Source organism: Synechococcus sp. MU1648 (genome assembly GCF_023630615.1).
In the GTDB taxonomy this organism is placed as follows: Bacteria; Cyanobacteriota; Cyanobacteriia; order PCC-6307; family Cyanobiaceae; genus Parasynechococcus.
The window spans coordinates 117,910-141,397 of record NZ_JAKUHI010000001.1 but is presented as its reverse complement, the minus strand read 5'-3'; the positions used below and the strand labels follow the sequence as shown (position 1 = coordinate 141,397).

Below are 23,488 nucleotides of genomic sequence, written 5' to 3'. Positions count from 1 at the left end.
TGCTTCAGGAAGAAATAACCCCTTCTCCGGCCTGCACCTGCCAGAGATTGGTGTAGATCCCGCCTTCGGCCACCAGATTGTCGTGGCAGCCCTGTTCCACAATCCGGCCTTGATCCATCACCACAATCCAGTCGGCATGGCGGACTGTGCTCAACCGATGGGCAATCACAAGGGTTGTGCGGTGCTGAGTGATCTGAGCCAACGATCGCTGGATGGCAGCTTCGGTGTCGTTGTCCACCGCTGCGGTGGCTTCGTCGAGCACCAGCACTGGAGCGTCCTTGAGAATGGCGCGGGCCAGAGCAATGCGCTGGCGCTGCCCGCCGGATAGACGCTGGCCCCGTTCGCCAACCAAGGTGTCATACCCCTGGGGCAAGGCATCGATGAATCCGGAGGCTTCCGCTAAGCGAGCGGCCTGCTCAATCGCCACCGGGTCGGGATCCGCCACCCCATAGGCGATGTTCTCGGCAACGGTGCCATGGAAGAGGTAGACGTCTTGACTAACCAGGGCGATGCAACGGCGCAGGTCCTGAAGCTGCAGGGTGTCGATGGGGACACCATCCAGGCAGATGCGTCCGCCATCGCGCTCATACAGACGCAACAAGAGTTTCACCACCGTGCTCTTGCCGGAACCTGTGGCCCCGACGATGCCCAGGGTCGAGCCTGCTGGAACTGTTAGATCAAAGCCCTGCAACAGCGCTGAACGCCCTGAATAGGCGAAATCAACCGCTTCAAAGCGAATCTCACCCCGCAGCCGCTGCGGATCCACAGGGACCATCCCTCCCTGAATCATCACCGGCGTATCGATCAGATCAAGCACCCGCTGCGTGGATGCCATCGAGCGCTGGTATTCATCCAGGGTTCGGCCAATGGCGGTCAACGGCCACAAAAGCCTCTGGGTAATGAACACCAGAACGCTGTAGGTGGCGACCGGCAGTTCACCGGCCAAGGCCTTGAAGCCACCGATCAACAGAATCGCCAAGAAGGCGAACAGGATCGCGAAGCGGATCAAGGGAATGAAGGCTGCCGAGAGTCGGATCGCACGGGCGTTGCTCTGGCGGTAGGCCAGGCTTTCAGCGCGCAGGCGCTCCAGTTCGAGAGTCTCTGCAGTGAAGCTCTTGATCGTGAGCATCCCCCCCAAGTTGTTGGCGAGCCGGGAGGCGAGATCACCAGCCCTTGCCCGCACTTCCCGATAACGCGGCGCCAGCTGGCGCTGAAAATGAAGTGATCCCCAGAGAATCACCGGGATCGGCAAATAGGCGAACAGGGCCACCTCCGGCGCCACCATCGCCATGCCAATGCCTACCACCAGAACGGTGGTGATCAACTGCAGGATCTGATTGGCACCTCGATCCAGAAAGCGTTCGAGCTGATTGATGTCGTCATTGAGCACAGACATCAGACGACCGGTGCTGTCCTGCTCGAAAAAGGCCAGCTCCAGCTTCTGTAGATGGTCGTAGGCCTCGAGCCGCAGGCTGTGTTGTGTGGTCTGCGCCAGGTTGCGCCAGAGCACGTCGTAGAGGTACTCGAACAGCGACTCCGCCGCCCAAATCACAAAGGTGAGCAGGGCCAGCATCCACAGTTGCTGTCCCGCCGTCTTCAGACCAAAGCCCGCCAACACAGATTGCTCACCACGCAACACCACATCCAGGGCAAGACCGATCAAGGCTGGTGGCGCCAGATCGAACAGCTTGTTGAGCAGAGAGCAGCTGACTGCAGCGAGCACCAAACGACGCTGCGGGGCGAGGTGACGCAGCAACCGCATCAACGGTGAGCGGCTTGCTGAAGCTTTGCTGAGGGTTGGTTCCAACAGGGTTTTCTCCCTCTGAAGACGCACTACAACGGAAGAACAACCGAAGGAGGTGCCATGAGCCGATCAAGGTCGTTCAACCGCTTTCACCGTTACTTGGCACGGCAAAAACGCCGTGGACTGCGGGCTGTGTTGCCGCAGCTCCAGAATCACCAAGACAACCAACCAGGCCCAGTCGACGGCAGCGCGGATCGTCTGCATCAACTGAGCCAACGTGAAATGGAGTTGGACCTGTTGGACGCCGAGGCTTAAGCCTCAGCCGCGGTAACCGCCGCCGCCACCGCCGCCACCGCCACGGGGGGCGCCGGAACGCTCCCGGGGGGTGGCTTTACTCACGCGAATCATGCGGCCCATCCACTCGACGTCCTGGAGGTCGTCGATGGCTTTCTGTTCATCGGCATCGTTGGCCATCTCGACGAAGGCGAAACCGCGTTTGCGACCTGTCTCCCGATCCAAGGGAAGGCTGCAGTTTTTGACCTCGCCGTACTCAGTGAAGAGATCAACGAGGTGCTCTTGCTCCGCCTGGAACGAAAGATTGCCGATGTAGATGGTCATGGACCGTGGAACCGTTGGACTTGATCGATCGCTTGAGCCGGTTCCGAAAGCTCGGAAAGTGCCAGTGCTCAAACGTGAACCCGATGACGTTACAGGGCAGTCGTATGAAACAACACAAAAAAAAGAAGCAATTCCGAAGAGCTGCCCGTGATTCGCCGTTCCACACCATTGTCAGAAGACCCTGACAGAGAAGTGAGATGACATTCGACAGCCTTTACTGCCAAGCCCTGTGCTGGACCACTGACGGGGAACTGGATCCTGGTGACAAGCTTGTGCTGCTCAACAGCCTGATTCCTCAGTCCACACCAACTGAGCAAATCGAGCTGATTCAGGTCGTGGAGAAGCTGGCCCTGCTTCAGCCTGAAGTCACCGTTCAGGTGTGCAATCTCTAACCCAAATCGAGCCCCTGGGATCAGAAGGCGTAGGCCTCAGCCGCCTTGGCCTTGCAGGAGGCCTGGGCCCCCGTGATTCCAGCCCCGTTCTGCACCTCCGCCAGGAAACAGCGGCAGGTGTCTTCCACCATGCCTTCAGGAGGAACCTTCCCAGCGCTCTGCAGCTCGGCCTTGACGGCCGTTCTGCAGAACTGGGTGATCAGGCTGTTGTCCGAAGCCACTACCGAAACAGGGGCCAAGACCAGGGCAACAGCCAGAAGCTTGCGCATCAGGAGGCCTGAGTGATCTGCAGTTCGCGGTTCATCACCCGCAAGCGACGCAGATTGTTGAACACATCCTCGGGCATGCCCTTGGGCAGGTCCACCAGGCTGTGGTTATCAAAGATCTGAATGCGACCGATCATCCGTCCCTGCAGACCGGTCTCGCCAGCAATAGCCCCTACCAAGTTGCCCGGCTTCACCCGATCGCGGTGGCCCACCTCAACCCGGTAACGCTGCATGTTCTCCTCGGGAGCCCGCGCCGGTCGGTCGCGCCGCTCTCGGCGTTCTCCCCCATTCCGATCGCGGTCACGGTCGTTGCGACGGGTGTTCTGAATCCAGTCATCGTCCCCTTTACGCAGAAGCGGATCAGGACCGATCGCCAAATTGAGAGCCGCCATGGCCAGTTGCTCAGGGCTCAATTCCAGCTCGGTTGCCACCCGCTGCATCAACTCCTGAAGCAGGGCCGCTTCGTCGGCATCGGATCGTTCCGACTGAGCCGCATCACTCAAGCGCTTGCGCAGACGGTCAAGACGTCCCTGATTGATCGCCGTGTTGCCAGGTACTTCGATCGCTTCGATCGGCTGACCGGTAGCCCGCTCGAGGTTGCGAATGAAGCGTCGTTCCCGTGGGGTCACAAACAGAACGGCTTCACCGGTCCGACCGGCCCGGCCCGTCCGGCCGATGCGGTGCACATAGGCCTCGCTATCGAACGGCATGTCGTAGTTGATCACCAAACCGATGCGCTCAACATCGAGACCGCGGGCCGCAACGTCGGTGGCCACAAGGATGTCGACAGATCCACTGCGAAGCCGCTCCACCGTGCGTTCCCGCTGGTTCTGCGGAACGTCGCCGTTGAGAACCGCCACCTGATGGCCGCCTGCTTCGAGGGTTTCGGCCACCGTCAGGGTGATCGCTTTGGTTCTGGCGAAGATGATTACACCCTCACCACCACAAGCATCCAGAACCCGTTGAAGGGCCTCGAGCTTGTGCGGCATCGGCACCGTGATCGAACGCTGGCGGATTCGCTTGCCTTCCTGATCCTTGGTGCGGATCGTGACCTCAGCAGGGTCCTTGAGATAACGCTTGGACAGTCGACGGATCTCCGGCGGCATCGTCGCCGAGAACAGCACCACCTGCCGCTGCTCAGGCAACTGGCCAAGGATCCACTCCACATCGTCGATGAAGCCCATGCGGAGCATTTCGTCCGCTTCATCAAGCACAAGGCTTCGCAGCCCACTGGTATCGAGCGTGCCCTGCCGCATGTGATCCATCACCCGTCCAGGGGTGCCCACCACCACATCAACCCCGCGCCTGAGGGCACTGATCTGAGAGCGGAAATCCGTGCCGCCGTAGACCGCAAGCACCTTCAGGTGGGGATGGCCGGCGGAATAGGCCTTAAAGGAATCGGCCACCTGCATCGCCAGCTCCCGGGTGGGGGCGAGCACCAGGGCCTGGGGGGTTTTCTGGCCGCTCTCCAGACGCTCAAGCAACGGCAACGCAAAGGCTGCTGTTTTGCCGGTGCCGGTCTGGGCCTGACCCACCAGATCACGGCCAAGCATCAGCTCGGGGAATGCCGCCTTCTGAATTGGGGACGGTTCGCTGTATCCCTTATCAGCCAAGGTGCGCATCATGGCTTCGCTAAAGCCAAAACCAGCAAAACCGGACTCCGGTTCAGACGGCGTGATGGTGGTGGTGAACACCTCAGCATTCGGTTCAGATTCCGGAAGAGCCGATGCAGAAAGATCGACTGCGCAGGCGGAATCGTCGCGCTGCTGCTGCTGTTCAGTCATAGAAGGTGGCTTCGCCTGATTGATCTCTGAAATCAGGCTCACAACCTCCCTGCAACCGAAACAGTTGCGCTCTGGTTGTGTTGCCTACGCTTCAAAGGTTGAAGTTCAATTTATCACCCGGCCGTAATCATCCTGCATGCGTTCGATGTCGTCTTCCCGCAGATCCTCACCATGCTGAACCTCGAGAATCAGCAAATCAGTGTCGTCTGCACGGGCGCGATGCACGGCGCCGCAGGGGATGGAGAGCATGACGCCAGTGCTGGCCGGTTGCGAGTGATCACCGCAGAGCAGCGCACCTGAACCAGACACCACGGTCCAACTTTCGCTGCGGTGATGATGCCGCTGCAGAGACAACTGCTGCCCGGCACGTACAAGCAAGCGTTTAACCAAATAATTCTCCCCCTGGACCAACGTTTCGTACCAGCCCCAGGGACGCTCAACACGCATCAGTACACCCGAGTCAGATCACTGTCACCAGGTCAAGGCTGACACGGGCACGGGTAATGGCTGTGTATAGCAATCGGCGTTGATGATCAGCAGCCGGTCCATCCTCTAGGGGATCAGGCCAAAGCACGATCACCCGATCCGCCTCACTGCCCTGGGCCCGATGGATGGTGAGGGCGACAGCAGGCTCCAAGCGACGCAAACGGGCTGGATGGAAGCGGCGCACCTCCAGTTGGCCATCAGGGTCCACCACCTGAAACAGCAAACGTCGTTCGGAACCGGCCCCGATGGCAACACCGAGGTCGCCATTGGCCAAACCGAGTTCCGGTTGATTGCTGCCGCAGATCACCGGCAACCCGACCGGCCATCGCTCGACCTTGAGCAGGGCACTGGCCCCCAGCAGCGTGCGGTGAACATCCTCGAGGCTCCAGGGCCCCCGACGGCGTGGACACAGCAGCAGGTCATGCTCCAGGGACTCGAACAACGACCGGGAAGCTGCCATCAGCTCCTGGTCGCTGCAGCGGTCAAGGTCACGCGCCAGCACCTCCAATTGTTTGAGGCGCTGGATGCAGCGCTCACGCACTAACGCCGGAAAACGACGCAAGGGGCTGGGATGCACCTGAAGATTGGCCTGTTCGGGCAAAGCAGTTAGATCCGCTGCAAATGCCGTCAGATCCCCCTGACGCAGATGCTGCGCCATCTCGGCCAGGGCACCTCGGTTGCGATAGGTGCGTTCCAAACGCACCGCACCGGCGCCGAAACGGTCGCGCACCTCGGGCTGCTGAAGCCGATGCCAAACCGCTCCACTTCCCACCGGCGGCAACTGGGCTGGATCCCCCACCAACAGCAGCCGACAAGCGCTGGGCAACGCCTCCAACAAGGCCTGAGTCAGGGCCAGATCCAACATCGACATTTCATCGATCACCAGGAGGTCCAACTCCAAGGGGCGATGACGGTGTCTGCCGAATCCACGGCTGCCAGCCTCGAGCCAGCGGTGGAGGGTGCTGCAGGGCAACGGAGCCCGCTCGGACAGCACCGCATCCCCCAGGCGACGGGCTGCCTTACCGGTAGGTGCCGCCAATCCGATGCGTAAGCCGGGATGGCGTGCTTCCGCCCGGGCCAAAATCTCAACCACAGTGCTGGTTTTGCCCGTGCCGGGGCCACCGCTGAGCAGCACGACCGACGCCTGATCCAGGGCGCGCACGGCGGCGCACTGCTCAGGATTGAGACGAGCCGACAGCCCTGGGTCGGCATCGTTGACGGGCTCCGGGAAGGAAGCATGGGCCCGCTCCACCAGCTCGTCCACCACCTGCTCCATGGCCTGCAACCAGCGGCGCCAGCCCAGCCGGTCGCCCTGACGAAGCAGGGGGGAGGTCTCCCCCTGCAGCCATCCACTGGCTTCAGCAACGGCCAAACGTTCCGGCGTGAGAGGCACCGTCAACTCCCCCTGCTCCAACGCCAAGACAAGGTCGCGACTGAGCTCCTCCAACTCCGGACCATCCACTTGGGGCGGAATCCGACGCCGCAAAGCGGCATGCAGACCGGCCGTAAAGCCGGAAGGCCAACCACTGTTTCCCAGGGGCAGGAGCTCCGTCACGACGTCACCTCAGACAGGGCACGGTCAAGAGCTGCGATGCGATCAAGCGGCACGGATTCGACGATGCGGCCAGGGCCGACAGGACCCTCTGGAGAGGCACTCATCGATCCGGGCATCCCCCGCAAGAAGCAGTAGACATAGCCCCCCAGATGCCGCTCGGGGGCGTAATCCGGCAGCCGCCAACGCAGATGTCGATGCAGGGCCACCAGGTAGAGGTGCGCCTGAAGGGGGTAATGGTGATGCAGCATCTGATCCTCCATCGCGTCCTGGGAGTAGTGATGCGGACCGCACAGCCCGGGTTCAACACCGGTGCGCCGCTCACCGATCCAGTTGCTCTTCCAGTCGAGGACCCACCAGCGCTTGTGCTGGGGGTCCTGGAACACCAGATCGATCGAACCGGTGAGAAAGCCACGACTGTTGATCGACAACGACGCCAAAGCAGGGCTGTAGGACGCACCAAAACGGGCTTTGGCATCGAAGGCAAAGGCAGCGACCAGATCGGCTGTACGCACGTGCTGAACCGGCAGATCAAAGCTGAGTTCGGGCAGGCGCTGGTCCGGGCCCAGCTGATCCAGCGACAACGACCCCAACGGTCCACCCAGGGGCGTCTGAAGCACCTGATCCAAGCCCGTCAACACATCGTTCTGCAGGCCTGGATCGAGGCCAGCCCGCCGTAACTCGGCGGCGATCAGCTCCAGTCGTTCGCTTGGCTCCGGCGACTCTGCTGCGGTGAAGGGGAACTGTTCGAGAATCCGATGCAGGCAATCCCCCGCCGCGGCTCCACGGGGGAAGGCCGCCAAAGGCCCCGTCTCAGACCACTCTGGTTCAGCAACTGCCGAGACAACGTCCTCGGCCCCTGGGTCACGATCGCGGCCATGCTCATGGAGCCGAATCTCGTCGGATGAGGCAATCCAGGCTGAGTAACTGGCACGTCCCCAACTCCGATCAATGCGCTTGGGAATCGGACCCAAGGCCAACGTCTCCGCCCGCAGCGGAGGCCGCCAACGCGCCCCGCTGGGCAGGCTCTCCGCCAGGGGGGAGACGCGGATAGAAACCTCTCGCTCGACCAGGGCATCACTCAGCCGTTGATCGGTCAGGCTTTCGATCGCGTCTCCAGCCGCCTCAGCACCAAACAGCCAGGCAGGCATGGGCGAGCCCTCCTGGCCAAAGGCTCGAGCCCAGATCAGGATGAGCTGGGATTTGGCTCGGGTCACCGCGACATAGGCCAGCCGTTCGGCCTCGGCCATGGCCTCCTGCTGCGCCTGTTGCGCCGCTTGCCAGCCCTCACCCCAGTGGGCATCCACCCGAACCAGGCACTCACCAGAACGGGGATCACGCCAGAGCGGGCCAGCAACAGCTGGGGGTGACTCCCAGAGATACGGGCAAATCACCACCGGATATTCGAGACCCTTGCTGCGGTGAACAGTGACCACGGCGATGGCGCTGTCGGCCTGATCGCTGTGGGGCTGGCGCGCTTCCGGCACGGGCCGACTGGGATGTAACCGCTCCCGCCGCAACCAATCCGCAGCAGTGGCCACGTCCAGCCCCTGGCGGTGCATCGCTTCCTGCACCAGCCGAGCTGCCTGCTGAAGATCCCCCAACATCCGCCCCCGTTCCGACAGACCCGCCAACTGTTCCCCCTTCAGCAGGTCGGCCAGCGCTCCGAGCAGGCCCAGCCGGGGCATCAACTCGGCCAGTCCACGCAATTGCAGGGCCAGCTGATCCAACCGGTCCTGGTCCAAGCCATCTGGCGGTATGCCCATCAATCCCGAGCAGGCCAGCAAGCGCAGGCGAACGTCATCGCCCGGTTCTGCCAGCGCATCGAGGAACCACTGCAAGAGCAGGGCGGCTTCACTGTCGAGCACATCCCCCTGCGTCACCAGGCGCGTAGGGAGACCACAGGCACCCAGGGCGCGCCGCAGCGCTTCAGCCTGCTGATGGCGGCTCACCAACACACACAGGTCGGCGGGGTTGAGGGTGTCCTGTTGCTGCAGTTGCTCCAGCACCATTGCAGCGAGGCGCTGGGGCATCTCCTCCTCCAAGGCACTGCGGGTGGATGGCGACTCGGTGGAGATCAACTGCAGTTGCAACGCCGCGGCGTTCTGCGGTGGCGTTGCAGAGCTGCAGGGCTGCACCGCGGGCACTGGAAGCGCAGAGCGGGGGAGACCAGGAGCCATTAACCGGTTCAACCCCTCCATCAAGGGTGCCGTCGTACGGAAGTTGTCGAGCAGGTGATCGATCCGCTCCACCTGCTGCCGGGCCGCCATGTAAGTCGCTAGATCACCGCCGCGAAAGCGGTAGATCGCCTGCTTGGGATCCCCGACCATCAGCAGCAGATGGCGTTCACCATCGCCGAAAGCCCGCTGCAAAAGGCGCCACTGCACAGGGTCGGTGTCCTGGAACTCATCCACCATCACGGCCCGGTAGCGCTGTTGCAGCGACGCAAGCCAAGCGACGTCGCCATCACCGGGATCCATCGCCGCCAACAATCCGGCAAAGGTGATCACACCGCGACGGCGGCGGCGGCGGTCGAGCTCCTGCAAGCCTCGCTCCAGCAAGTACTGCCAGGTGCGCTCCAACGGTGCATCCCAGAGCGCTGCGACGGCGGCCTGCAATCCCGGCATCACAAGGCTGGGGTCGGTTTCACCGCACTTCCGCGCGATACGGCACCAACTGGAGGGGTGGAAGTAATCCTTCAGTGGCTTCTCATGGGACGCAATCTCCAGCAGCGAGGGAACAGCCGTCTGGACACTGAGCCACTGATTGATCTGCGCACAGCGATCGCTCTTCGGCTTGGCGGAGTAGGGGGTGGTGGAACCACATCCCTGGGCTTTCCATTGTTCAGCGGCCTGGCGGAACCCTGCATCAAGGGCGGCATGGTCCCGGTGCCAGAGCGGGAGAAAGTCCTCCCAGAGTTGCGCCACCCAGCGTTCCAGCTGCGGTGCGAGAGAGCCGTCCAGATCGATTGCCGTTTCGCTGGCTCTGAAGCGCGGCTGCTGTTCGCCATCGAGTTGCGCTAACCCCCTGCGGAGAGCCTGCGGGGAGAGTCCACGCTGACGTAAACCCTTGAGCTGGTCCGGCGGCAGGCTCAACAGCTCCTGTTGCCAGAGGTCCTGCACCACTTCGGCCTGAAGCGCGGTGGCATCGGTGTCGAGCTGGGGCTCCATCGCAGCACCGTTGCTGAGGGCTAAACGGCGAAGACTGCGTCGGCAAAAGCCATGAATGGTGGTGATATCAGCCCGGTCCAGCTGCTCCAGAGCCACCAGCAAGCGGCGAATCCAAAGCTGACGCGCATCCCCTGGGTCCGTTCCCGCCAGCCAATCCTCAAGAACAGGATCTGGGGCGGAAGCATCTCGACCCTGCTCAAGTTGTTCCAGACCCTGCAACGCCTGCTGCAGGCGCTGGCCGATGCGGGAACGCAGCTCTTCAGCCGCCGCATCGGTGAACGTCACCACCAACAGACTGTCGAGAGCGTGATCGGCCTCCGTGATCAGACGGAGACAGAGATGAGCCAGGGCAAAGGTTTTGCCTGTGCCAGCACTTGCCTCGAGCAAGCGGACCCCGGGACTGAGGGGGTAAGAGTTGGCATCGAAGCGCTGAGCCATGGATGAAGTCTGATCGGCGCAGACCTCAAGAGCAGTGTTAACTTCTATGAAGCAGTCGGCGAAAGCTGCGAACTGGACTGGGTGCTGTCACGTCCCAGAACAGAAGACGACCTGAGCGAGGGCCTGAAGAACCCTCGCTTTTTTGTGGGCTTATGAAGCGATACGACTCAACCCTTGAGAGAACAAGGGCTTGTGTCGATGCGGTGCCAGCAGCGAACAGGTTGGTGAAAAGCACCTGCGTTGTTGTGTCTCCTGAACGTCGTCAGAAATTGGCTCAGCTGCTCGTGAGCAAGGCCGCCGCTGTCGAAAGCATCGGCCAGGAACATCGGGCTTACTTCTTCCGACGTCAGGCAGGAGTTCCCGTGGTGATATCGAATGAACGCATGGGCGAGATGTTGGACGAGCTTTTCACTTAGCGAAGTTGCGCCAGGAGAGGGCCGTAAAGCAGCTGGCAAGCCTCTTGGAATCCGTCCTGATCCATCAGCTGCTCCGCGGAGATCTCCGTACCAAAGCAGAGCTGCATCACCGGGGTGGTTCCTTCCTCCTGCCAGGTCGCTCGAAATCCCAGTTCCCCGGAACCCGGTTTGCGCTGCTCTTTGGCCACCATCTGCCAGCCACTCTTCGGGGGAACCGGCCAGCACTGCACCAGGCCCTGTTGCGCCAAATCCTGAAGCTGGTGCAGCCGATCCATGGCTTCAGCCTCCGGTAACGCAGCCCAACGCAGATGCACCTCAGCTCCGACAACCCGTGTGCTGCGGGCAACCACCGCTGAACCACCAGCAGGAGCCAGACCCTCAGCACAAAGCAGCAGATGCTGCAACCAACCGCGCATCACGGCCGCGGCCGTAAGCATGCCGGGCTGCACCACCACCTGGGTGTCCCCGGCAAAAAGCAGGGGCGTTGGCAAGCCCGCGAGGACATGGACCTCCCGCCGGCAGGGGCCGAGCGATGCCAACTGACGCTGCAGGGCCTGCCAACGCTGCTGCAGATCCTCCTGCTCCAGAGCAGCGCCAGCACCCGCAGGAAGCACGCCCTGGCCCGCCAGCAACGCCGTCCAATCTGGAGCCGACCCAAGAATGAATTGCTCCTCAAGCTCATGGTTGAGCAGCAGATAGCGCTGCAAACCGTCCAGCTCGAGGGCTTCGAGGTCCTCCACAGCCTCAATGCCTTCACCTGGACGCAACCCCCGCGCTTGCAACCAGGCCTTCTGGGGCTGCTGCATCCAGGTCAGCAACGCTTCAGGGTCCAAAGCCGAGACCGAGGTCGGAACGTCACCGTCTCGAGCCAGCGGTTCCCGCCAAAGCGATGACCAGGCCAGCCCCAGGGAGTCCTGGGCCGATGCTGAGGCGCGATCGAGGCAGCGCCTTGCCTCCAGCTGGCGTCGATCACAACTAAGCGGCGCCTCGGGTCTGAAGTTTTCAGGGGAAAGGGGGTTGGCCGCCGGAGTGATCACCAACCCCTCCGTGGAGGCACTGGCCCGACGCAACTGCTCTTGCAGGACGGCAAGCCACTGTTCCACGGGCGCCGCTGGCGGCTGGGGCTCACCCGTGCGCTCCAGCCGACCGCACCAGCTGATCAAAAGATGACGCCGAGCGGACATCAAGGCCTCCAGCAGCACGTAGCGGTCCTGGTCGCTGCTACGGGGGTCCCCCAGACTCCGTTGCTGCTCCAGCAGATGGAAGCCAGGACGCCGGCTCGGGCGAGGGAAGTCAGCGCTGTCTAGCCCCATCAACACAATCACCTTGTGGGGAATCGCTCGCATCGGCTCCAGGGCGCTGATGGTGAGAGCACCACTGCGGTGACCGAAGCGGCCGCTGTCCACCGACAACGCCTCCTGCAGCACCTCCAGCGCCACGGCAGCGTCGAGGTCCAAGGGGCAGTCTTCCGCCCGCAGCCGCCACTCCTCCAGCGCCGCAGCCCAGCTCTGTAACTCGTCGGCCCAGGCTCCACCATCAGCGAACAACTCCTCCAGCAGGGACTGCAGCATCTGCACCCAGCCATGACATGGCCGGGGCTGGCGCAAGCGATCCAGCATGCGCGCCAGACGATCCAGAAGACTCCACCAACGCACCAGGCGGTCGGGGTCAAGCCCCTGCTGAAACGGTGCCGCCCCCGCCGGCGCCAGGCCCGGCTCGACCGGCAGCACCAGCCCGAGCAGCCAGCGGTCCAGACACCAGCGCAGGCTGTGCACCTCATCACTCCCCCGCTCACGGGAATCGAGCCCCCAGCGAAAACCGCTGCGTTGAAGCGTTTGGGTCATCAGCACCGCGTCCTCCGCCGTGAGTCCCTGCTGGCCCTGAAGGGCCGGGTTGGCCAGGAGACGCTCCAGACCCGTGGCGGTGAGGCGCGTGGCCGCCAGCTCCAACAGCGTGAACATCGCCATCGACAACCCAGGACTGCTCTGCTGACTGCGGTCGGTGAGGCGCCAGGGCAAATCGATACCGATGGCAGCCGAGTCGTTGAACACAGAGCTAAGCAGCGGTGCATAGCGCTCAATCTGCGGCGTCATCACCAGCACGTCCCGCGGCGCAAGATCGGGATCGGCAGCCAGCCACTGAAGAATGCGATCACGCACCAATTGCACCTCCCGCCAAGGACCCGGCGCTGCCTGAAACAGCAGCGACTGGTCGTCGGTGGAACGGGTCAACTCGGAGATGCTTTCGGCATCCACCAGCTGCTGCTGAAGCTGATCGAGCAGGGTGGGCTGACGCTCTTCAGCAGCGGCGATCTGCAGGGACCCCGCAAACAGGTCACCCTCGCGTCGCTCCCCCAGCTGCGCTTCACCGGAGCCTTCCAACAACTGCTGAAATTCAGCACCCATCCGCCCGAGAACAGCCTCCAAACGAGGCGCTTCAGCCAACCAGCCACCATCGGGAGGGGAAAGCCAGTCCTCCCCAAGTGAGGCCCGCCGACTGCCGCAACGCTGCCAGAGGTCCGGGCAAGGCGTCAGCAGGTAGATCTCCACCTCCAGAAGCCCAGACAAGGCCTGAATGAGGTCAACCTGCACGGGCGCCAGAGCGCTGATGCCGAACAGCCTCAACCGCTCCGGCAGCACGGCAGGGTCGACGTCTCCTCGCCGCAGCGAATCAACAGCCTCACGCACCTGCAGGCCAAAGGGGGCGCGGGGCAGCCGTTGGGCCAGCAGTCTCCAGAGAACGGCTTGCCAGTCATCTTCTGGCCGCGGCCGTTTCCATCGCTCCAGTTGATCTGGGCGATAGAGGGCGTAATCGTCCATGGCATCGGCGATTGATCGTGCCAGCTGCCAGCGATCCCGCGTTAACCCCGAGGTGGTTCCCTCTCGCTGGGCTAACCACACCTGAAGAGGCTGGGCGACCGGTTGCTCCAACAGTTCGGGAAGCAGCTCAAGTACAGCCCAGACCAGCTGGCCCGCCCGCCAAGGATCATCTTCCTGAGCCGGGAGATGAAGCACCTGGCGCACCAGCTGCCGCAAGCGACTGCCCGGAAACGGGAAACGCACCAGAGAGCTGATGCCATTGGCCATGGCCAGCTGCTCCCCCAGCCATCGGCTGGTGGGCCAGGTGTTGACCATCACCTCAACCGTCTCCAAAGGCCCAAGCTGCTGCTCAATCAACTGCCGAGACAGCAAGCGAGCCAAAAATTCAGCCCTGTTGCTTCGGTAAACCGTCAGCAAGAGCCTGTATTTGCAGACAGCACAGACGGTCTTTGCTGGAGATCCGAAGGCCTGGGAAAGGATGTGTCCGTTGCAGCCCCCTGAACCTGCACAACAGCATCCGTTTCCGGGCAGAACGCCGACAGACAACCGCCGTAGACCGCCCCTGTATCGATCAGCACGATGCGCTCCAGGCGCTCCACCTGGGGACGGGGCGTGTGTCCCACAACAACGAGGCCAAAACGACCGTCATAGGTCTCCCAGAACGGGTCGCGAATGGAGAGATCCGGCTGGCCATCAGCATTGAATCCGGCGTGGGTGGCGCACCAGCCGTCACCTCGATACACGAGGGGGAGCTGTTGCAGTCGCGGGAGCCACTGTCTCGCGCTGCTCTCGCCCAACTGGCCGACGGTGGCGTGTTGGCTCAAGCCTTCCTGCGATGAAGCAACAACGTGGTTCTCCAAAGCATGGATGAGATCTTGCTCGTGGTTACCGCGCAACCACGTTGCACGGCCCGTCTGGATCAGATCCCAAACCAGATCCATCGTTGCAGGGATGGCCGCACCACGGTTGATCACATCCCCGCAGAACACCAGATGGTCGTTCGGCGGCAGAATCGCAAGCAGATTGAGCAAAGGCTGGTAGCAGCCGTGCACATCTCCAATCACCCAGTGCTTGCGTCTGCTCTGGTTCAAGACAAGGTCATGGAGATCTCCCAATTCTGTCTACCCCACTGACCCCAGCAATCAACCAAAAAGCAGATCAGAACAAACCGAGAAAACGCTTGCGTTCCGGCTGTTCTGCCGAGTCTGGCTTGGCTTTTTCTGGGGTTGCTCGTCGATAACGGGGCTTGGTATCACCGACGGTGACCAGAGGGTCATTGTTTTTGAACCAAATCCAGTCACGAATCGGGGGCGTCTCGGTGAGATCGCGACGGGTCAGCCTTAACCCCAGCTTGGCCGAAGCACCCAAAAGGATGTCCACCATTGCGTCTCCATCGGCACAGGTGGCCAACGCCTTATTGGTTTTCTCAGCACCATCGAGGGCTTTGACCAGAAGTGCGATGCGCTGCTGAACAGGAAGGGAACTGGGATTCATCAGACGGCATTGGCAAGAGCATCGGGAATCACCTCGGACGGTGCCTCGAAGGAGCCCACCACGACGTATTCGAGACGCAGTTTGAGGAAGGTGATGAAGGTGGGGTCGGTGGACACCACTGCAGCAGCTGGTTGAGGGACCTTCGCCTTGACGTCAGCCATCTCTGGCGCCTCAAGAAACACCGGTTGCTTCACCAACCAGAAATCGATCTCCTTTCCCGTCTCGGCGTAGTTGCGCTGACGCTCCCGAAGCACTTCCTCCAGCGGCTCCTCCACCGTGAGGAAGCGCTCGCTGGCTGCAATGAAGTGATAGGTGGTCATCCGGGCGCCTGTCCGAAAAGGGGATCAAGGCGGGGATTCTGAACCAAAACCTTCATATCCCGCACAGCCTGTTGCAGTCCGACGGCCACTGACCGCGCCACGATGGTGTGACCGATGTTGAGTTCCTCCATGCCGGGAATGGCTGCAATTGGCTCAACGTTCTGATAAGTCAGGCCATGGCCGGCGTTGACCCGTAGACCGAACTGCCGAGCGATGGCTGTGCCTTCCTGCAACCGCGCCAACTCCTGCGGCTGGGTGGTCCAGTCGGCATCGGCATACCGTCCCGTGTGCAATTCCACCCAGCAAGCACCCGTGCTTTTGCAGGCATCAAGCTGGTTGGACTCCGGATCCACAAACAGGCTGACCGGAATGTTGGCGGCCTGAAGGGTTTGCACAAAACCACGCAGGGTGTCTTTTTGTCCTGCCACATCCAGGCCTCCCTCGGTCGTGACCTCCTCACGCCGTTCCGGCACCAGCGTGACCATGTCGGGCTTGATCCTCAGCGCAATGGCCACCATCTCCTCGGTGGCTGCCATTTCCAGGTTGAGCCTGGAGCGCACGGTTTGTCTAAGCAACTCCACATCCCGATCCTGGATATGGCGGCGATCTTCCCTCAAGTGCACGGTGATCCCATCAGCACCGCCGAGTTCGGCGAGAAGAGCCATCGACACTGGGTCTGGCTCCACGGTTCGCCTCGCTTCTCGAATGTTGGCGATGTGGTCGATATTGACGCCGAGGCTGGCCATGACGAGGCAGTCGTTGGCCGGATCCTATGCAGCTTTGCCTGGGGGCCTTAAGTTCTCAAACGTCGAATTTGTAGAGCCCGTTGCAAGCGGCCCTGGCGACCCGAGAAAGCGCCCTAAGTGTCGAAATCGACCGTTTCTGGGCCCCCCTGGCGATGTTCACCACCCAGGACCTCGCTCTGCGTCTTCAGTTTCGTGAGCGGCTGGTGCTGCATCCGGAGCATCTGCCCCATCAAGGACCGGTGATCTTGGCGCCAACGCACCGCGCCCGCTGGGATGCACTCATGCTGCCGATGGCCGCAGGCCGACGGGTCAGTGGCCGCGACTGTCGCTTCATGGTGACAACCACTGAAATGCGTGGGCTGCAGGGATGGTTTCTCCAACGGCTGGGCTGCTTTCCGGTGGACCAGGGACGACCCTCGATGACCACCTTGCGCCTCGCCATCGATCTTTTGGCCGCCGGACAGCAGCTGGTGATGTTCCCCGAAGGCAGGATCCATCGAACCGACCAGGCCATTCAGCTGTGGCCGGGTCTGGTGCGTCTGGCTCAGCTCGCCCAGAGCCGAGGCGTTTCCGTTCCTGTCGTTCCCGTCGGGCTCGGGTACAGCCAGGCCCCACCACGGCCCTTCAGCCGGGCTGCCATTTGTTTCGGTTCCGCCCTGACGGTGCCACCAAAAGGCGAGCGTGAGGCAACACGCCAGTTCAACATCCAATTGGCTGATGCGATGCATACGGCTGAACAAGCGGCCCGTACTGCCGTTGGCCGACCACTAAAAGGCTTCTAAAGTCCGCCAAACTTTTCTTGCTGTTCTCATGGGTTGTCGCGCATTGCTGACAGCTGCTGCACTGGTGGCGACCCTGGGTGTCACTGCGGCTCCTGGCATCGCACAAACGTCAGCAGGAAACCGCGTTCTTGCTCAAACCCAGGGTGGATTCAACCCTGCAGCTGTTCGATCCATGCTCGCCAGCGGCGACGCTGCCGCCAGCCGGGGAGACCTTGCAGCGGCACGGGCCGATTACGACAAGGCCCGTCAAGCGTCCAAGCAACTGCTGGCCTTCTACCGCGATCTAAGTGGTGCCTTCCGCGGGCTGGACGCGCGCATTCCCCGTGAGATGGACAACAAGGGCCGTGAAGCCCTGGAGCTGCTTGCCGAAACCAACCTGAGGCTTGCAGCCCTGTTCCGTCGCCAGAACCAGCCGGAAGTGGCTGTTCCAGTACTGGTCGAGGTGGTCAAGCTGATGACACCCGCCAAGCCCCAGGGTCAGCAGGCCTACCAAAGCCTTCTGGAACTGGGCTTTGTCGAAACGGAATTCCGAGGTGCATCTGCAGCCGGCCAATGAGCCGGTCTGTCAGCATCTGAGCCAGTTCCCACTTGTGCAACCACCGCCATGGTGCAGCCGGATGCCGTTGAAGCCGCGATCCAACAGGTCATTCCAGACGCCAACGTCACCGTTGAGGATCTGACCGGCGGCGGTGACCACCTCCAAGTGACGGTTGTGTCGTCCGCTTTTGCGGGCCTCTCACGCATCCGTCAGCATCAGATGGTCTACGGCGCTCTGCAGCAAGAATTGGCAAGCGAGGCGATTCATGCCCTCGCGCTCAACACCTCAACTCCTTCGGACGCTGCGTCCGCTTAACGCTCAACACACGATCAACGATGGACCCTTCCACCAAAGCTCGAATCGAAACTCTGGTCGCCTCCAGCCCGATCTTCGTGTTCATGAAGGGCTCCAAGTTGATGCCCCAGTGCGGTTTTTCAAACAACGTGGTCCAAATCCTGCACTCCCTCGGTGTGGCATTCGAGACATTCGATGTTCTTTCCGATATGGAAATTCGCCAGGGAATCAAGGACTTTTCCAGCTGGCCCACCATTCCCCAGGTTTACGTGAAAGGGGAATTCATGGGCGGCTCTGACATCCTGATCGAGATGTACAACTCCGGCGAACTCAGGGAAAAATTGGAAATTGCTCTGGCGAGCTAACTCAATAGCCCCGGGGATGCTGCATATACAAAGTGCTGACATCCCCGTCAGGGCCAATGAAGCTGGAGGGATCCATGATCCAGCGATCGATTAATTGCTCAAGGCGATGCTGAGAACGAGGGTCAAGAGAACCTGATTTCCTCAAGGCATGCAGATAGCCATCGGAGTACAGCCGCAGCTCCGATGGGGTGTGATAGCGCGTGGTCAGCTCCTGGCAGGCATCGCACAGCGACTGGAAATGACGGATAGCTTCAGGGTCGTCGAGTGATGTCATGAGATGCAACAGCAGCCCCTGTTACCAGCCTGCCAGGAAATTCGGCTTAGCGTAGGCGCGCCCGGGCCGATCCAGTGACCTCCACTCCCCACGACCTTTCGGCTGAAACGTCTGCAGCCAGCTCCGATTCGGTTGTGATGCCAACCTCAAACACCGGTCAGGAGCCTTCTCGGGTCTTGGTTGTCGAGCCGCATCCAACCCTGCGCACGGTGCTGGTCCAGCGGCTCCGTCATGACGGACATCTCACGGCAGCTGTTGCCAATGCCGTTGAAGCTTTGGAGGTTTGTCAGGAACAGTCTCCCGATCTGTTGGTCAGCGCGGAACTGCTGGAGCGCAGCTCTGCACTCCGTCTGGCAGAACAGCTGCGTTGCCCTGTGATTGTGCTGACGGCACGCACCGGTGCAGAACCGGTGGTGGGATTGCTGGATGACGGCGCCGATGATGTGTTGCGCAAGCCTTTCGGTCTTGAAGAATTGGCTGCCCGTTGTCGCACCCTGCTCAAGCGGGGGCACAGCGGTCTGCAGGAACGGGTCACTGTCGGACCGCTCGAAGTGCATCTGCTGCTGCGCCAAGTGACGCTGAGGGAGCAGCCGGTGGAGCTCAGCCCTCGCGAATTCGCCCTGCTTTGTGCCCTTTTGATGCCCCCTGGGCTGGTGCGTAGCCGACAGGAACTGCTGCGGATGGCCTGGCCACCCTTCAGTGGCGGCCCCCGCTCCGTGGACACCCAGGTGCTGACCCTGCGCCGCAAGTTGGAGCAGGCAGGTCTAGGCGAGGGCGGTGGAATCACCACCGTTCGCCAGCGGGGCTATCGCTTCAGCCTGGACAACCTGCCGGCGAGCTAGATCAGGTGTCGTCATTCCAGTCAGAGACTGGAGTCTTACTGTCGCGGGATGAGTTGAAATCGACGTCCTCGCAAACCTGAGATGTTTGCTCACACCCCTTGGAGACCGTCTAAGGGCTCTGGCGTTGATGTACGGGTCCAATGATTCATGCAGCTTTCTTGGCTCGCTCTGGCTTCCAGACGCCAAAGGTCAGCGCAAGGCATCGCGCAAAACCAGCCATGAGGAGACAACAAAATCCCACTGCTCCATCACGAATCACCGCCAGTGCAGCATTCAGAGAGATTCGCTAGTGCCTTTTGAATGGATGCGAATTGATTGCTTCAGTTGAGCCTCTTTAGGCGGGACCAAATGGTGTGAGGTCACCCAACCCAATTCACAGACGTGGTTCAAACAGACTTTCACCTGAACCGTTCCACAGGGGAGATTTGTTAGTTCGGTTGTCATCCCGTAAGACCAACTGGTTCGATTTGAGCGTCTTGAAGCGACTTGGCAACCGCAAACATCTGAACGAAATCAAGAGTTGTTTCCAGCCCAGGCGCAGTTGATTTATCCGTTCACACGGGTAACCATGGCGGGGTCGACACCCGGGAGCCCCCGCCGTGATCGGATTAACCAGAATTTATTGCAACCAAGGAGAGAAGTTTCTCCTCATCGATGTCGTTTCTGAAGACGCCCCCAAGACTTCGGAAGAGCTTGCCAATGAAGGCTGGGAGATTGAAGCAGAAATACCTGTCTGAAATCAGTCGACGATCACAACGTCAGCCCCGGGGCGACCGTTACAGACGGCTACAGCACCAATGCCGTTCAGAGGCTTCCCGGTCACTGTCTCAATGGTTTCAACGCACTGGTTGAAGTGCCGGCGATCGGTGGGATCTGGATGGCTCCATCGATCACCACAAAGCTGATCAGTACAGGACAAAGGTGAGCATTGATGAGGCCTTTGACTTTGCTCATTGGCCTGGCCTGGCTGGATTCAGCATTGTCTCCACATCCTCGATGGACGGACTTATGCCTGGGTATCCCCAAGCGGTTCTACGGCATAGATGGCTGTAATGGTTCACAGTGAAGGGGTACTTCGGTCCGAGGACCCAGCGCGAACACTCAATAACGAAATCTCAGAGCTTCAGGCCCGAGTTGCATTCCCTCAACACTGGAGCAGCGGAGAACACGCGCAGCACATTGAGAAACTCCGCCAGCTCCAAAACCAAAAGCAGCAGCTGGCTTCCGAATCAAGGCAAGCTCATATGGAGCGAAACCATTACTGAAGATCTTTCCTACAAAACTGAAGGCGCTTGGCTAAGCAATGAGCCACAGCAGATGTTCTGCCAGTTCACAAGCCATCGGGATGGCTCTCGAAATGAATTAATTTGCCTGCGCAATTTTCATTGGCGACCACCTGATGACCCAATCCCCCAAGGCAGTCAGCTGATGACGCGCCAAGAGGCTTTGGAGAAATGGAACACGCTCAAGTCGATGGGCTGGAAAAAATGTGCTGGCCCCCTGCACCAAGGCACGCTCTGAGAATCAACTGCCGCTGCATCTGCATGAGCTGACAGACCAGTTGCAGTTCGGCGTTGACGAACCAGACGTCTTCGCCGGATTTCTGCACCGGAGGATGGGTAGGAATAGTCCTTGGGTTCCGTGGTGTTGAAGCCTGTATCAATCACAAAGCCACCGAGAAGCACGATCCGGGGCTTTCTTTCGTCAGCCTGGATAACCTGCAGGCAAGCCGATCCAGCCTTGAGCCAGGGCCAGGGAAGCAAGCAGTTCGCCGGCAATCATCATCACGGCTAAGCCCGCCAAGAGCTGATAGGTCCAGGGTGGGGTCAAACGCCCGATGCCCTTCGTCGACACATTGGTGTTGGCCGCCAGCAGAGCCAGGAATCGATCAAAGCGCTCGATGCGTTGCGGCAACAGCTGGTGGCGAAGATCGGCTGCCTTCACGTAATACACCGTTCCGCCCTGACTGGTACCGACAGGGACCAGGCCACGGATGTCCTGCCAACGCATGGTCCAGCCGCGGCGCAGCAACCAGCGAATCCAGGTGGGGTAACGCACCTGGATTCCCTCAGCATCAGTCTCCACCCGTTCACTCAACAAACCGATCACCAACACCAAGCCCAGCAGCAGCCCTGCCACCACAAGCCATCGAACCTCAGCAGGAGCGAGCAAGGGCAAGGGCAACACCAAAGCCCCATAGAGGCTGAGCAGGGTGAAGCGGATCAGGGGTGATAGGCCGAAGCGTTCGATGCCGGTCATCGGTCGTCCGGGGACCCCGGCAGCGGTTCGATCAGTTCGGAGGGTTGGTAGGTGCCACCAAACACCTCCTGTTCACGGCCTTTCCAAAACTGGCCCAGACGCATCAGATCGGCGTGGGCCTCCTGCACCTTCTCGAGATACAGCTGAGGGTCCATCGACGCCTTGGCTTCCTTGAGCTTTTTGAGCCGCAGCATCTGCAGATTCCAGGGCTTGCTGAGCTCACCCCTCTGCTCGAGGTAGCGGGCCAGATCTTCCGACGACGGCTGAAACTCAGGCGGCATCCCAACTCCTAGATGAAATTACGCTAAGCAAAAGATCAGGCCGGCAGCGCCCAGGGGTTCAGGCCCAGGTCGGCCCCAACCCGATGGGCACAGGCAAACCCACTGAAGGCCACAGCATTCAGACCCTGGCCGGGGAAACAGGAATCGCCCACGCAATAGAGGTTCTTCAGTCCGGTGCGGTTGAACGGCATCGGTAGAAGACCCGGGAGCTGCATCGCCGGGATCGGGCCGTAGCTGCCCTGAAAGCGCCCGAGAAAACGCCGGTGGCTGCGGGGCGTGCCGATCTCCTTGTGGGTGATGGCCTCCGCAAGGCCGGGCAGGACCGCCTCGAGTCGCTGGATCAATCGCGCGGCATCGGCTTCCTTTTTCTCCCGGTACTGACTGGGCGATAGCCCTTGCCAGGCCTCCATCGATGACGGCGTGAAGGTGTGGACGATGTGATGGCCAGCCGGGGCCAGATCCGGATCCAAAAGCGAAGGCATCGACACAAAGATGACCCCCTGCTCGTCTTCCATCCGGCTCCATTCTTCGAGAAGCAGGTGGTGGCAATGAGTGCCGGCCGGAATCAGATCGGACCGAACGCCCAGATGCAGTGAGAGGAAGGACGGCGAAGGCACATAGCGCTTGCGCCAGAACTGCTCCTTGTCAGGCGTGTGGGCAGCATCCACCAGGGCCTGGCCAGAGCGGCGCTTTTCATCACCTTCACCCGAGAAGGTGTCCCATCGGGTGGCATTGGAGATCACCCGCTTGGCATGGATGATCTCGCCATCGGCCAGTTTCACGCCCACCGCCTGATCGTTCTCGATCAATACCTCCGTGACCCGTGCCCGATAGCGAATGGCGCCACCGTGGCGTTCCAATCCCTGCACCAGCTTTTCGGCAATCACGCCAACCCCTCCCTTGGGGTAGTTGATCCCCCCTGCATGGCGATCGGAAAACACCATGCCTGCGTTGATCATCGGCGTGCGATCCGCCGGCATCACCGACCAGCAGAAGCACTCGATATCGATGAACTTCAACAGCTGCTCGTCCTTGATGTGCTGTCGAGCCACCGCTCCGACATTGAACGGCAGCCAGCGAGCTAGGCCTAAGCAGGCCAGTGGCGCTTTGAAGAACACCTTGGTGAGATAGGCCGGATCCTCCAGGGACAGCAGCGGCATGGCGTCCAAGCAGTTGAACACCTGCCAACAGGTGTCGTAAAAGCGGCGGATTCCCTCGGCCTCGTGGGGAAACCGTGCCGTGAGGTCAGCGATGAACTGCTCGTAGTCGCGATCCACCGCGATGCGCAGGCCACCGGGCATGTGGTATTCCAGCTGGGCGGAGTCGGGAATGGTGTCGCAGTGCTCGCCCACGTCCGCCAAGGCCCGAGTGAGCAGGTTGGTGTATCCCTTCGTCCCGAAGCCAAAGATCATCGAAGCTCCGACGTCGAAGGTGTAGCCCTCTCGCTTGAAGGCTCCCCCACTGCCTCCGGGGATCAGATACCGCTCCAAAACGAGGGTCTTGGCTCCTTTCGCCGCCAACTGGCTGGCGGTGACCAAGCCACCGATGCCGGAACCGATCACAACGGCATCCCACTGCTGCTTCTCGCTCATGGCATCGCTTCTTTGA

Annotated in this window: 27 protein-coding genes; 9 read left to right on the top strand and 18 right to left on the bottom strand. The window is 61.2% G+C overall.

The window, feature by feature from the left end:
* Positions 1-4: 4 nt before the first annotated feature.
* The 3 genes from NCN06_RS00855 to rbp form a co-directional block, all read right to left on the bottom strand.
* Complete coding sequence (locus NCN06_RS00855; protein WP_250398535.1) at positions 5-1,762, bottom strand: ABC transporter ATP-binding protein; 1,758 nt, start codon at positions 1,760-1,762, stop codon at positions 5-7.
* 111 nt (positions 1,763-1,873) lie between these two features.
* Positions 1,874-2,008, bottom strand: a complete 135-nt coding sequence (locus NCN06_RS12750; protein ID WP_284499918.1) for a hypothetical protein — start codon at positions 2,006-2,008, stop codon at positions 1,874-1,876.
* A 54-nt stretch (positions 2,009-2,062) separates the two neighbouring features.
* Entirely contained in the window at positions 2,063-2,362 is a 300-nt protein-coding gene (gene rbp, locus NCN06_RS00850) for an RNA-binding regulator (protein WP_226398088.1), read from the bottom strand.
* Positions 2,363-2,559: 197 nt separating this feature from the next.
* On the opposite strand from rbp, the gene NCN06_RS00845 reads away from it, so the two are divergent.
* On the top strand, positions 2,560-2,754 hold the full coding sequence (locus tag NCN06_RS00845) for a DUF8633 family putative protein (protein WP_226398089.1): 195 nt from the start codon (positions 2,560-2,562) through the stop codon (positions 2,752-2,754).
* Between the two features lie 20 nt (positions 2,755-2,774).
* On the opposite strand, the gene NCN06_RS00840 is transcribed toward NCN06_RS00845, so the two are convergent.
* From NCN06_RS00840 to NCN06_RS00820, 5 genes are all read right to left on the bottom strand, one after another.
* Positions 2,775-3,023, bottom strand: coding sequence for a hypothetical protein (locus NCN06_RS00840; protein WP_226398090.1), 249 nt, complete (start codon positions 3,021-3,023; stop codon positions 2,775-2,777).
* Positions 3,023-4,804 carry a DEAD/DEAH box helicase gene (locus tag NCN06_RS00835; protein WP_115093025.1) on the bottom strand — a complete coding sequence of 594 codons (1,782 nt, stop codon included), beginning with the start codon at positions 4,802-4,804 and terminating at the stop codon, positions 3,023-3,025. The genes NCN06_RS00840 and NCN06_RS00835 overlap by 1 nt, the downstream gene beginning before the upstream one ends.
* 105 nt (positions 4,805-4,909) lie before the next feature.
* The gene (locus NCN06_RS00830; protein WP_226398092.1) at positions 4,910-5,251 is read right to left on the bottom strand and encodes a phosphomannose isomerase type II C-terminal cupin domain; all 342 of its coding nucleotides are present in this window, start codon (positions 5,249-5,251) and stop codon (positions 4,910-4,912) included.
* 13 nt (positions 5,252-5,264) lie between these two features.
* Positions 5,265-6,845, bottom strand: coding sequence for an ATP-dependent DNA helicase (locus NCN06_RS00825; RefSeq protein ID WP_226398093.1), 1,581 nt, complete (start codon positions 6,843-6,845; stop codon positions 5,265-5,267).
* Positions 6,842-10,450 (bottom strand): UvrD-helicase domain-containing protein, encoded by a 3,609-nt coding sequence (locus NCN06_RS00820; protein ID WP_226398094.1) that lies wholly within the window; start codon positions 10,448-10,450, stop codon positions 6,842-6,844. Before NCN06_RS00820 ends, NCN06_RS00825 begins: the two co-directional genes overlap by 4 nt.
* A gap of 245 nt (positions 10,451-10,695) precedes the next feature.
* On the opposite strand from NCN06_RS00820, the gene NCN06_RS00815 reads away from it, so the two are divergent.
* Positions 10,696-10,866: a hypothetical protein gene (locus tag NCN06_RS00815; protein ID WP_250398534.1), complete on the top strand. Its 171-nt coding sequence runs from the start codon at positions 10,696-10,698 to the stop codon at positions 10,864-10,866.
* Here NCN06_RS00815 and NCN06_RS00810 read toward each other — a convergent pair.
* The 5 genes from NCN06_RS00810 to NCN06_RS00790 form a co-directional block, all read right to left on the bottom strand.
* Complete coding sequence (locus tag NCN06_RS00810) at positions 10,863-14,102, bottom strand: exodeoxyribonuclease V subunit gamma (RefSeq protein ID WP_226398096.1); 3,240 nt, start codon at positions 14,100-14,102, stop codon at positions 10,863-10,865. The two genes, NCN06_RS00815 and NCN06_RS00810, sit on opposite strands and share 4 nt — an antisense overlap.
* On the bottom strand, positions 14,096-14,776 hold the full coding sequence (locus NCN06_RS00805) for a metallophosphoesterase (RefSeq protein WP_226398097.1): 681 nt from the start codon (positions 14,774-14,776) through the stop codon (positions 14,096-14,098). Before NCN06_RS00805 ends, NCN06_RS00810 begins: the two co-directional genes overlap by 7 nt.
* A gap of 67 nt (positions 14,777-14,843) precedes the next feature.
* Positions 14,844-15,179 carry a hypothetical protein gene (locus tag NCN06_RS00800; RefSeq protein ID WP_226398098.1) on the bottom strand — a complete coding sequence of 112 codons (336 nt, stop codon included), beginning with the start codon at positions 15,177-15,179 and terminating at the stop codon, positions 14,844-14,846.
* On the bottom strand, positions 15,179-15,499 hold the full coding sequence (locus NCN06_RS00795; RefSeq protein WP_115025126.1) for an MgPME-cyclase complex family protein: 321 nt from the start codon (positions 15,497-15,499) through the stop codon (positions 15,179-15,181). Before NCN06_RS00795 ends, NCN06_RS00800 begins: the two co-directional genes overlap by 1 nt.
* On the bottom strand, positions 15,496-16,245 hold the full coding sequence (locus NCN06_RS00790) for a pyridoxine 5'-phosphate synthase (protein ID WP_226398099.1): 750 nt from the start codon (positions 16,243-16,245) through the stop codon (positions 15,496-15,498). Before NCN06_RS00790 ends, NCN06_RS00795 begins: the two co-directional genes overlap by 4 nt.
* Positions 16,246-16,325: 80 nt before the next feature.
* Between NCN06_RS00790 and NCN06_RS00785 the strand changes: the two genes are divergently transcribed.
* From NCN06_RS00785 to grxD, 4 genes are read left to right on the top strand one after another with little or no spacing between them, the layout of a single operon-like run.
* Entirely contained in the window at positions 16,326-17,027 is a 702-nt protein-coding gene (locus tag NCN06_RS00785; RefSeq protein WP_226398100.1) for a lysophospholipid acyltransferase family protein, read from the top strand.
* A 28-nt stretch (positions 17,028-17,055) separates the two neighbouring features.
* A complete protein-coding gene (locus tag NCN06_RS00780) occupies positions 17,056-17,583 on the top strand; it encodes a hypothetical protein (RefSeq protein ID WP_115025128.1) in 528 nt (175 codons plus the stop codon).
* Positions 17,584-17,631: 48 nt separating this feature from the next.
* Positions 17,632-17,880: a BolA family protein gene (locus tag NCN06_RS00775; RefSeq protein WP_114987834.1), complete on the top strand. Its 249-nt coding sequence runs from the start codon at positions 17,632-17,634 to the stop codon at positions 17,878-17,880.
* A 20-nt stretch (positions 17,881-17,900) separates the two neighbouring features.
* On the top strand, positions 17,901-18,224 hold the full coding sequence (grxD, locus tag NCN06_RS00770) for a Grx4 family monothiol glutaredoxin (RefSeq protein WP_115093059.1): 324 nt from the start codon (positions 17,901-17,903) through the stop codon (positions 18,222-18,224).
* A gap of 1 nt (position 18,225) precedes the next feature.
* Here the strand turns inward: grxD and NCN06_RS00765 are convergent, their stop codons facing one another.
* The gene (locus tag NCN06_RS00765) at positions 18,226-18,498 is read right to left on the bottom strand and encodes a DUF6761 family protein (protein WP_115025131.1); all 273 of its coding nucleotides are present in this window, start codon (positions 18,496-18,498) and stop codon (positions 18,226-18,228) included.
* A gap of 74 nt (positions 18,499-18,572) precedes the next feature.
* Between NCN06_RS00765 and NCN06_RS00760 the strand changes: the two genes are divergently transcribed.
* Both NCN06_RS00760 and NCN06_RS00755 read left to right on the top strand, forming a co-directional pair.
* Positions 18,573-19,340, top strand: coding sequence for a response regulator transcription factor (locus NCN06_RS00760; protein ID WP_226398101.1), 768 nt, complete (start codon positions 18,573-18,575; stop codon positions 19,338-19,340).
* A gap of 599 nt (positions 19,341-19,939) precedes the next feature.
* Positions 19,940-20,077, top strand: a complete 138-nt coding sequence (locus NCN06_RS00755) for a hypothetical protein (RefSeq protein ID WP_170952217.1) — start codon at positions 19,940-19,942, stop codon at positions 20,075-20,077.
* Between the two features lie 2 nt (positions 20,078-20,079).
* Here the strand turns inward: NCN06_RS00755 and NCN06_RS00750 are convergent, their stop codons facing one another.
* A complete protein-coding gene (locus tag NCN06_RS00750; RefSeq protein ID WP_250398533.1) occupies positions 20,080-20,259 on the bottom strand; it encodes a hypothetical protein in 180 nt (59 codons plus the stop codon).
* A 215-nt stretch (positions 20,260-20,474) separates the two neighbouring features.
* Here NCN06_RS00750 and NCN06_RS00745 point away from each other — a divergent pair, with 215 nt between their 5' ends.
* The gene (locus NCN06_RS00745; RefSeq protein WP_226398102.1) at positions 20,475-20,861 is read left to right on the top strand and encodes a hypothetical protein; all 387 of its coding nucleotides are present in this window, start codon (positions 20,475-20,477) and stop codon (positions 20,859-20,861) included.
* A 183-nt stretch (positions 20,862-21,044) separates the two neighbouring features.
* Here the strand turns inward: NCN06_RS00745 and NCN06_RS00740 are convergent, their stop codons facing one another.
* From NCN06_RS00740 to crtH, 3 genes are read right to left on the bottom strand one after another with little or no spacing between them, the layout of a single operon-like run.
* Positions 21,045-21,599 carry a hypothetical protein gene (locus tag NCN06_RS00740; protein ID WP_226398103.1) on the bottom strand — a complete coding sequence of 185 codons (555 nt, stop codon included), beginning with the start codon at positions 21,597-21,599 and terminating at the stop codon, positions 21,045-21,047.
* Entirely contained in the window at positions 21,596-21,880 is a 285-nt protein-coding gene (locus NCN06_RS00735; RefSeq protein ID WP_226398104.1) for a hypothetical protein, read from the bottom strand. The genes NCN06_RS00740 and NCN06_RS00735 overlap by 4 nt, the downstream gene beginning before the upstream one ends.
* 35 nt (positions 21,881-21,915) lie before the next feature.
* Positions 21,916-23,472, bottom strand: a complete 1,557-nt coding sequence (gene crtH, locus NCN06_RS00730) for a carotenoid isomerase (RefSeq protein WP_226398105.1) — start codon at positions 23,470-23,472, stop codon at positions 21,916-21,918.
* Positions 23,473-23,488: the final 16 nt, after the last annotated feature.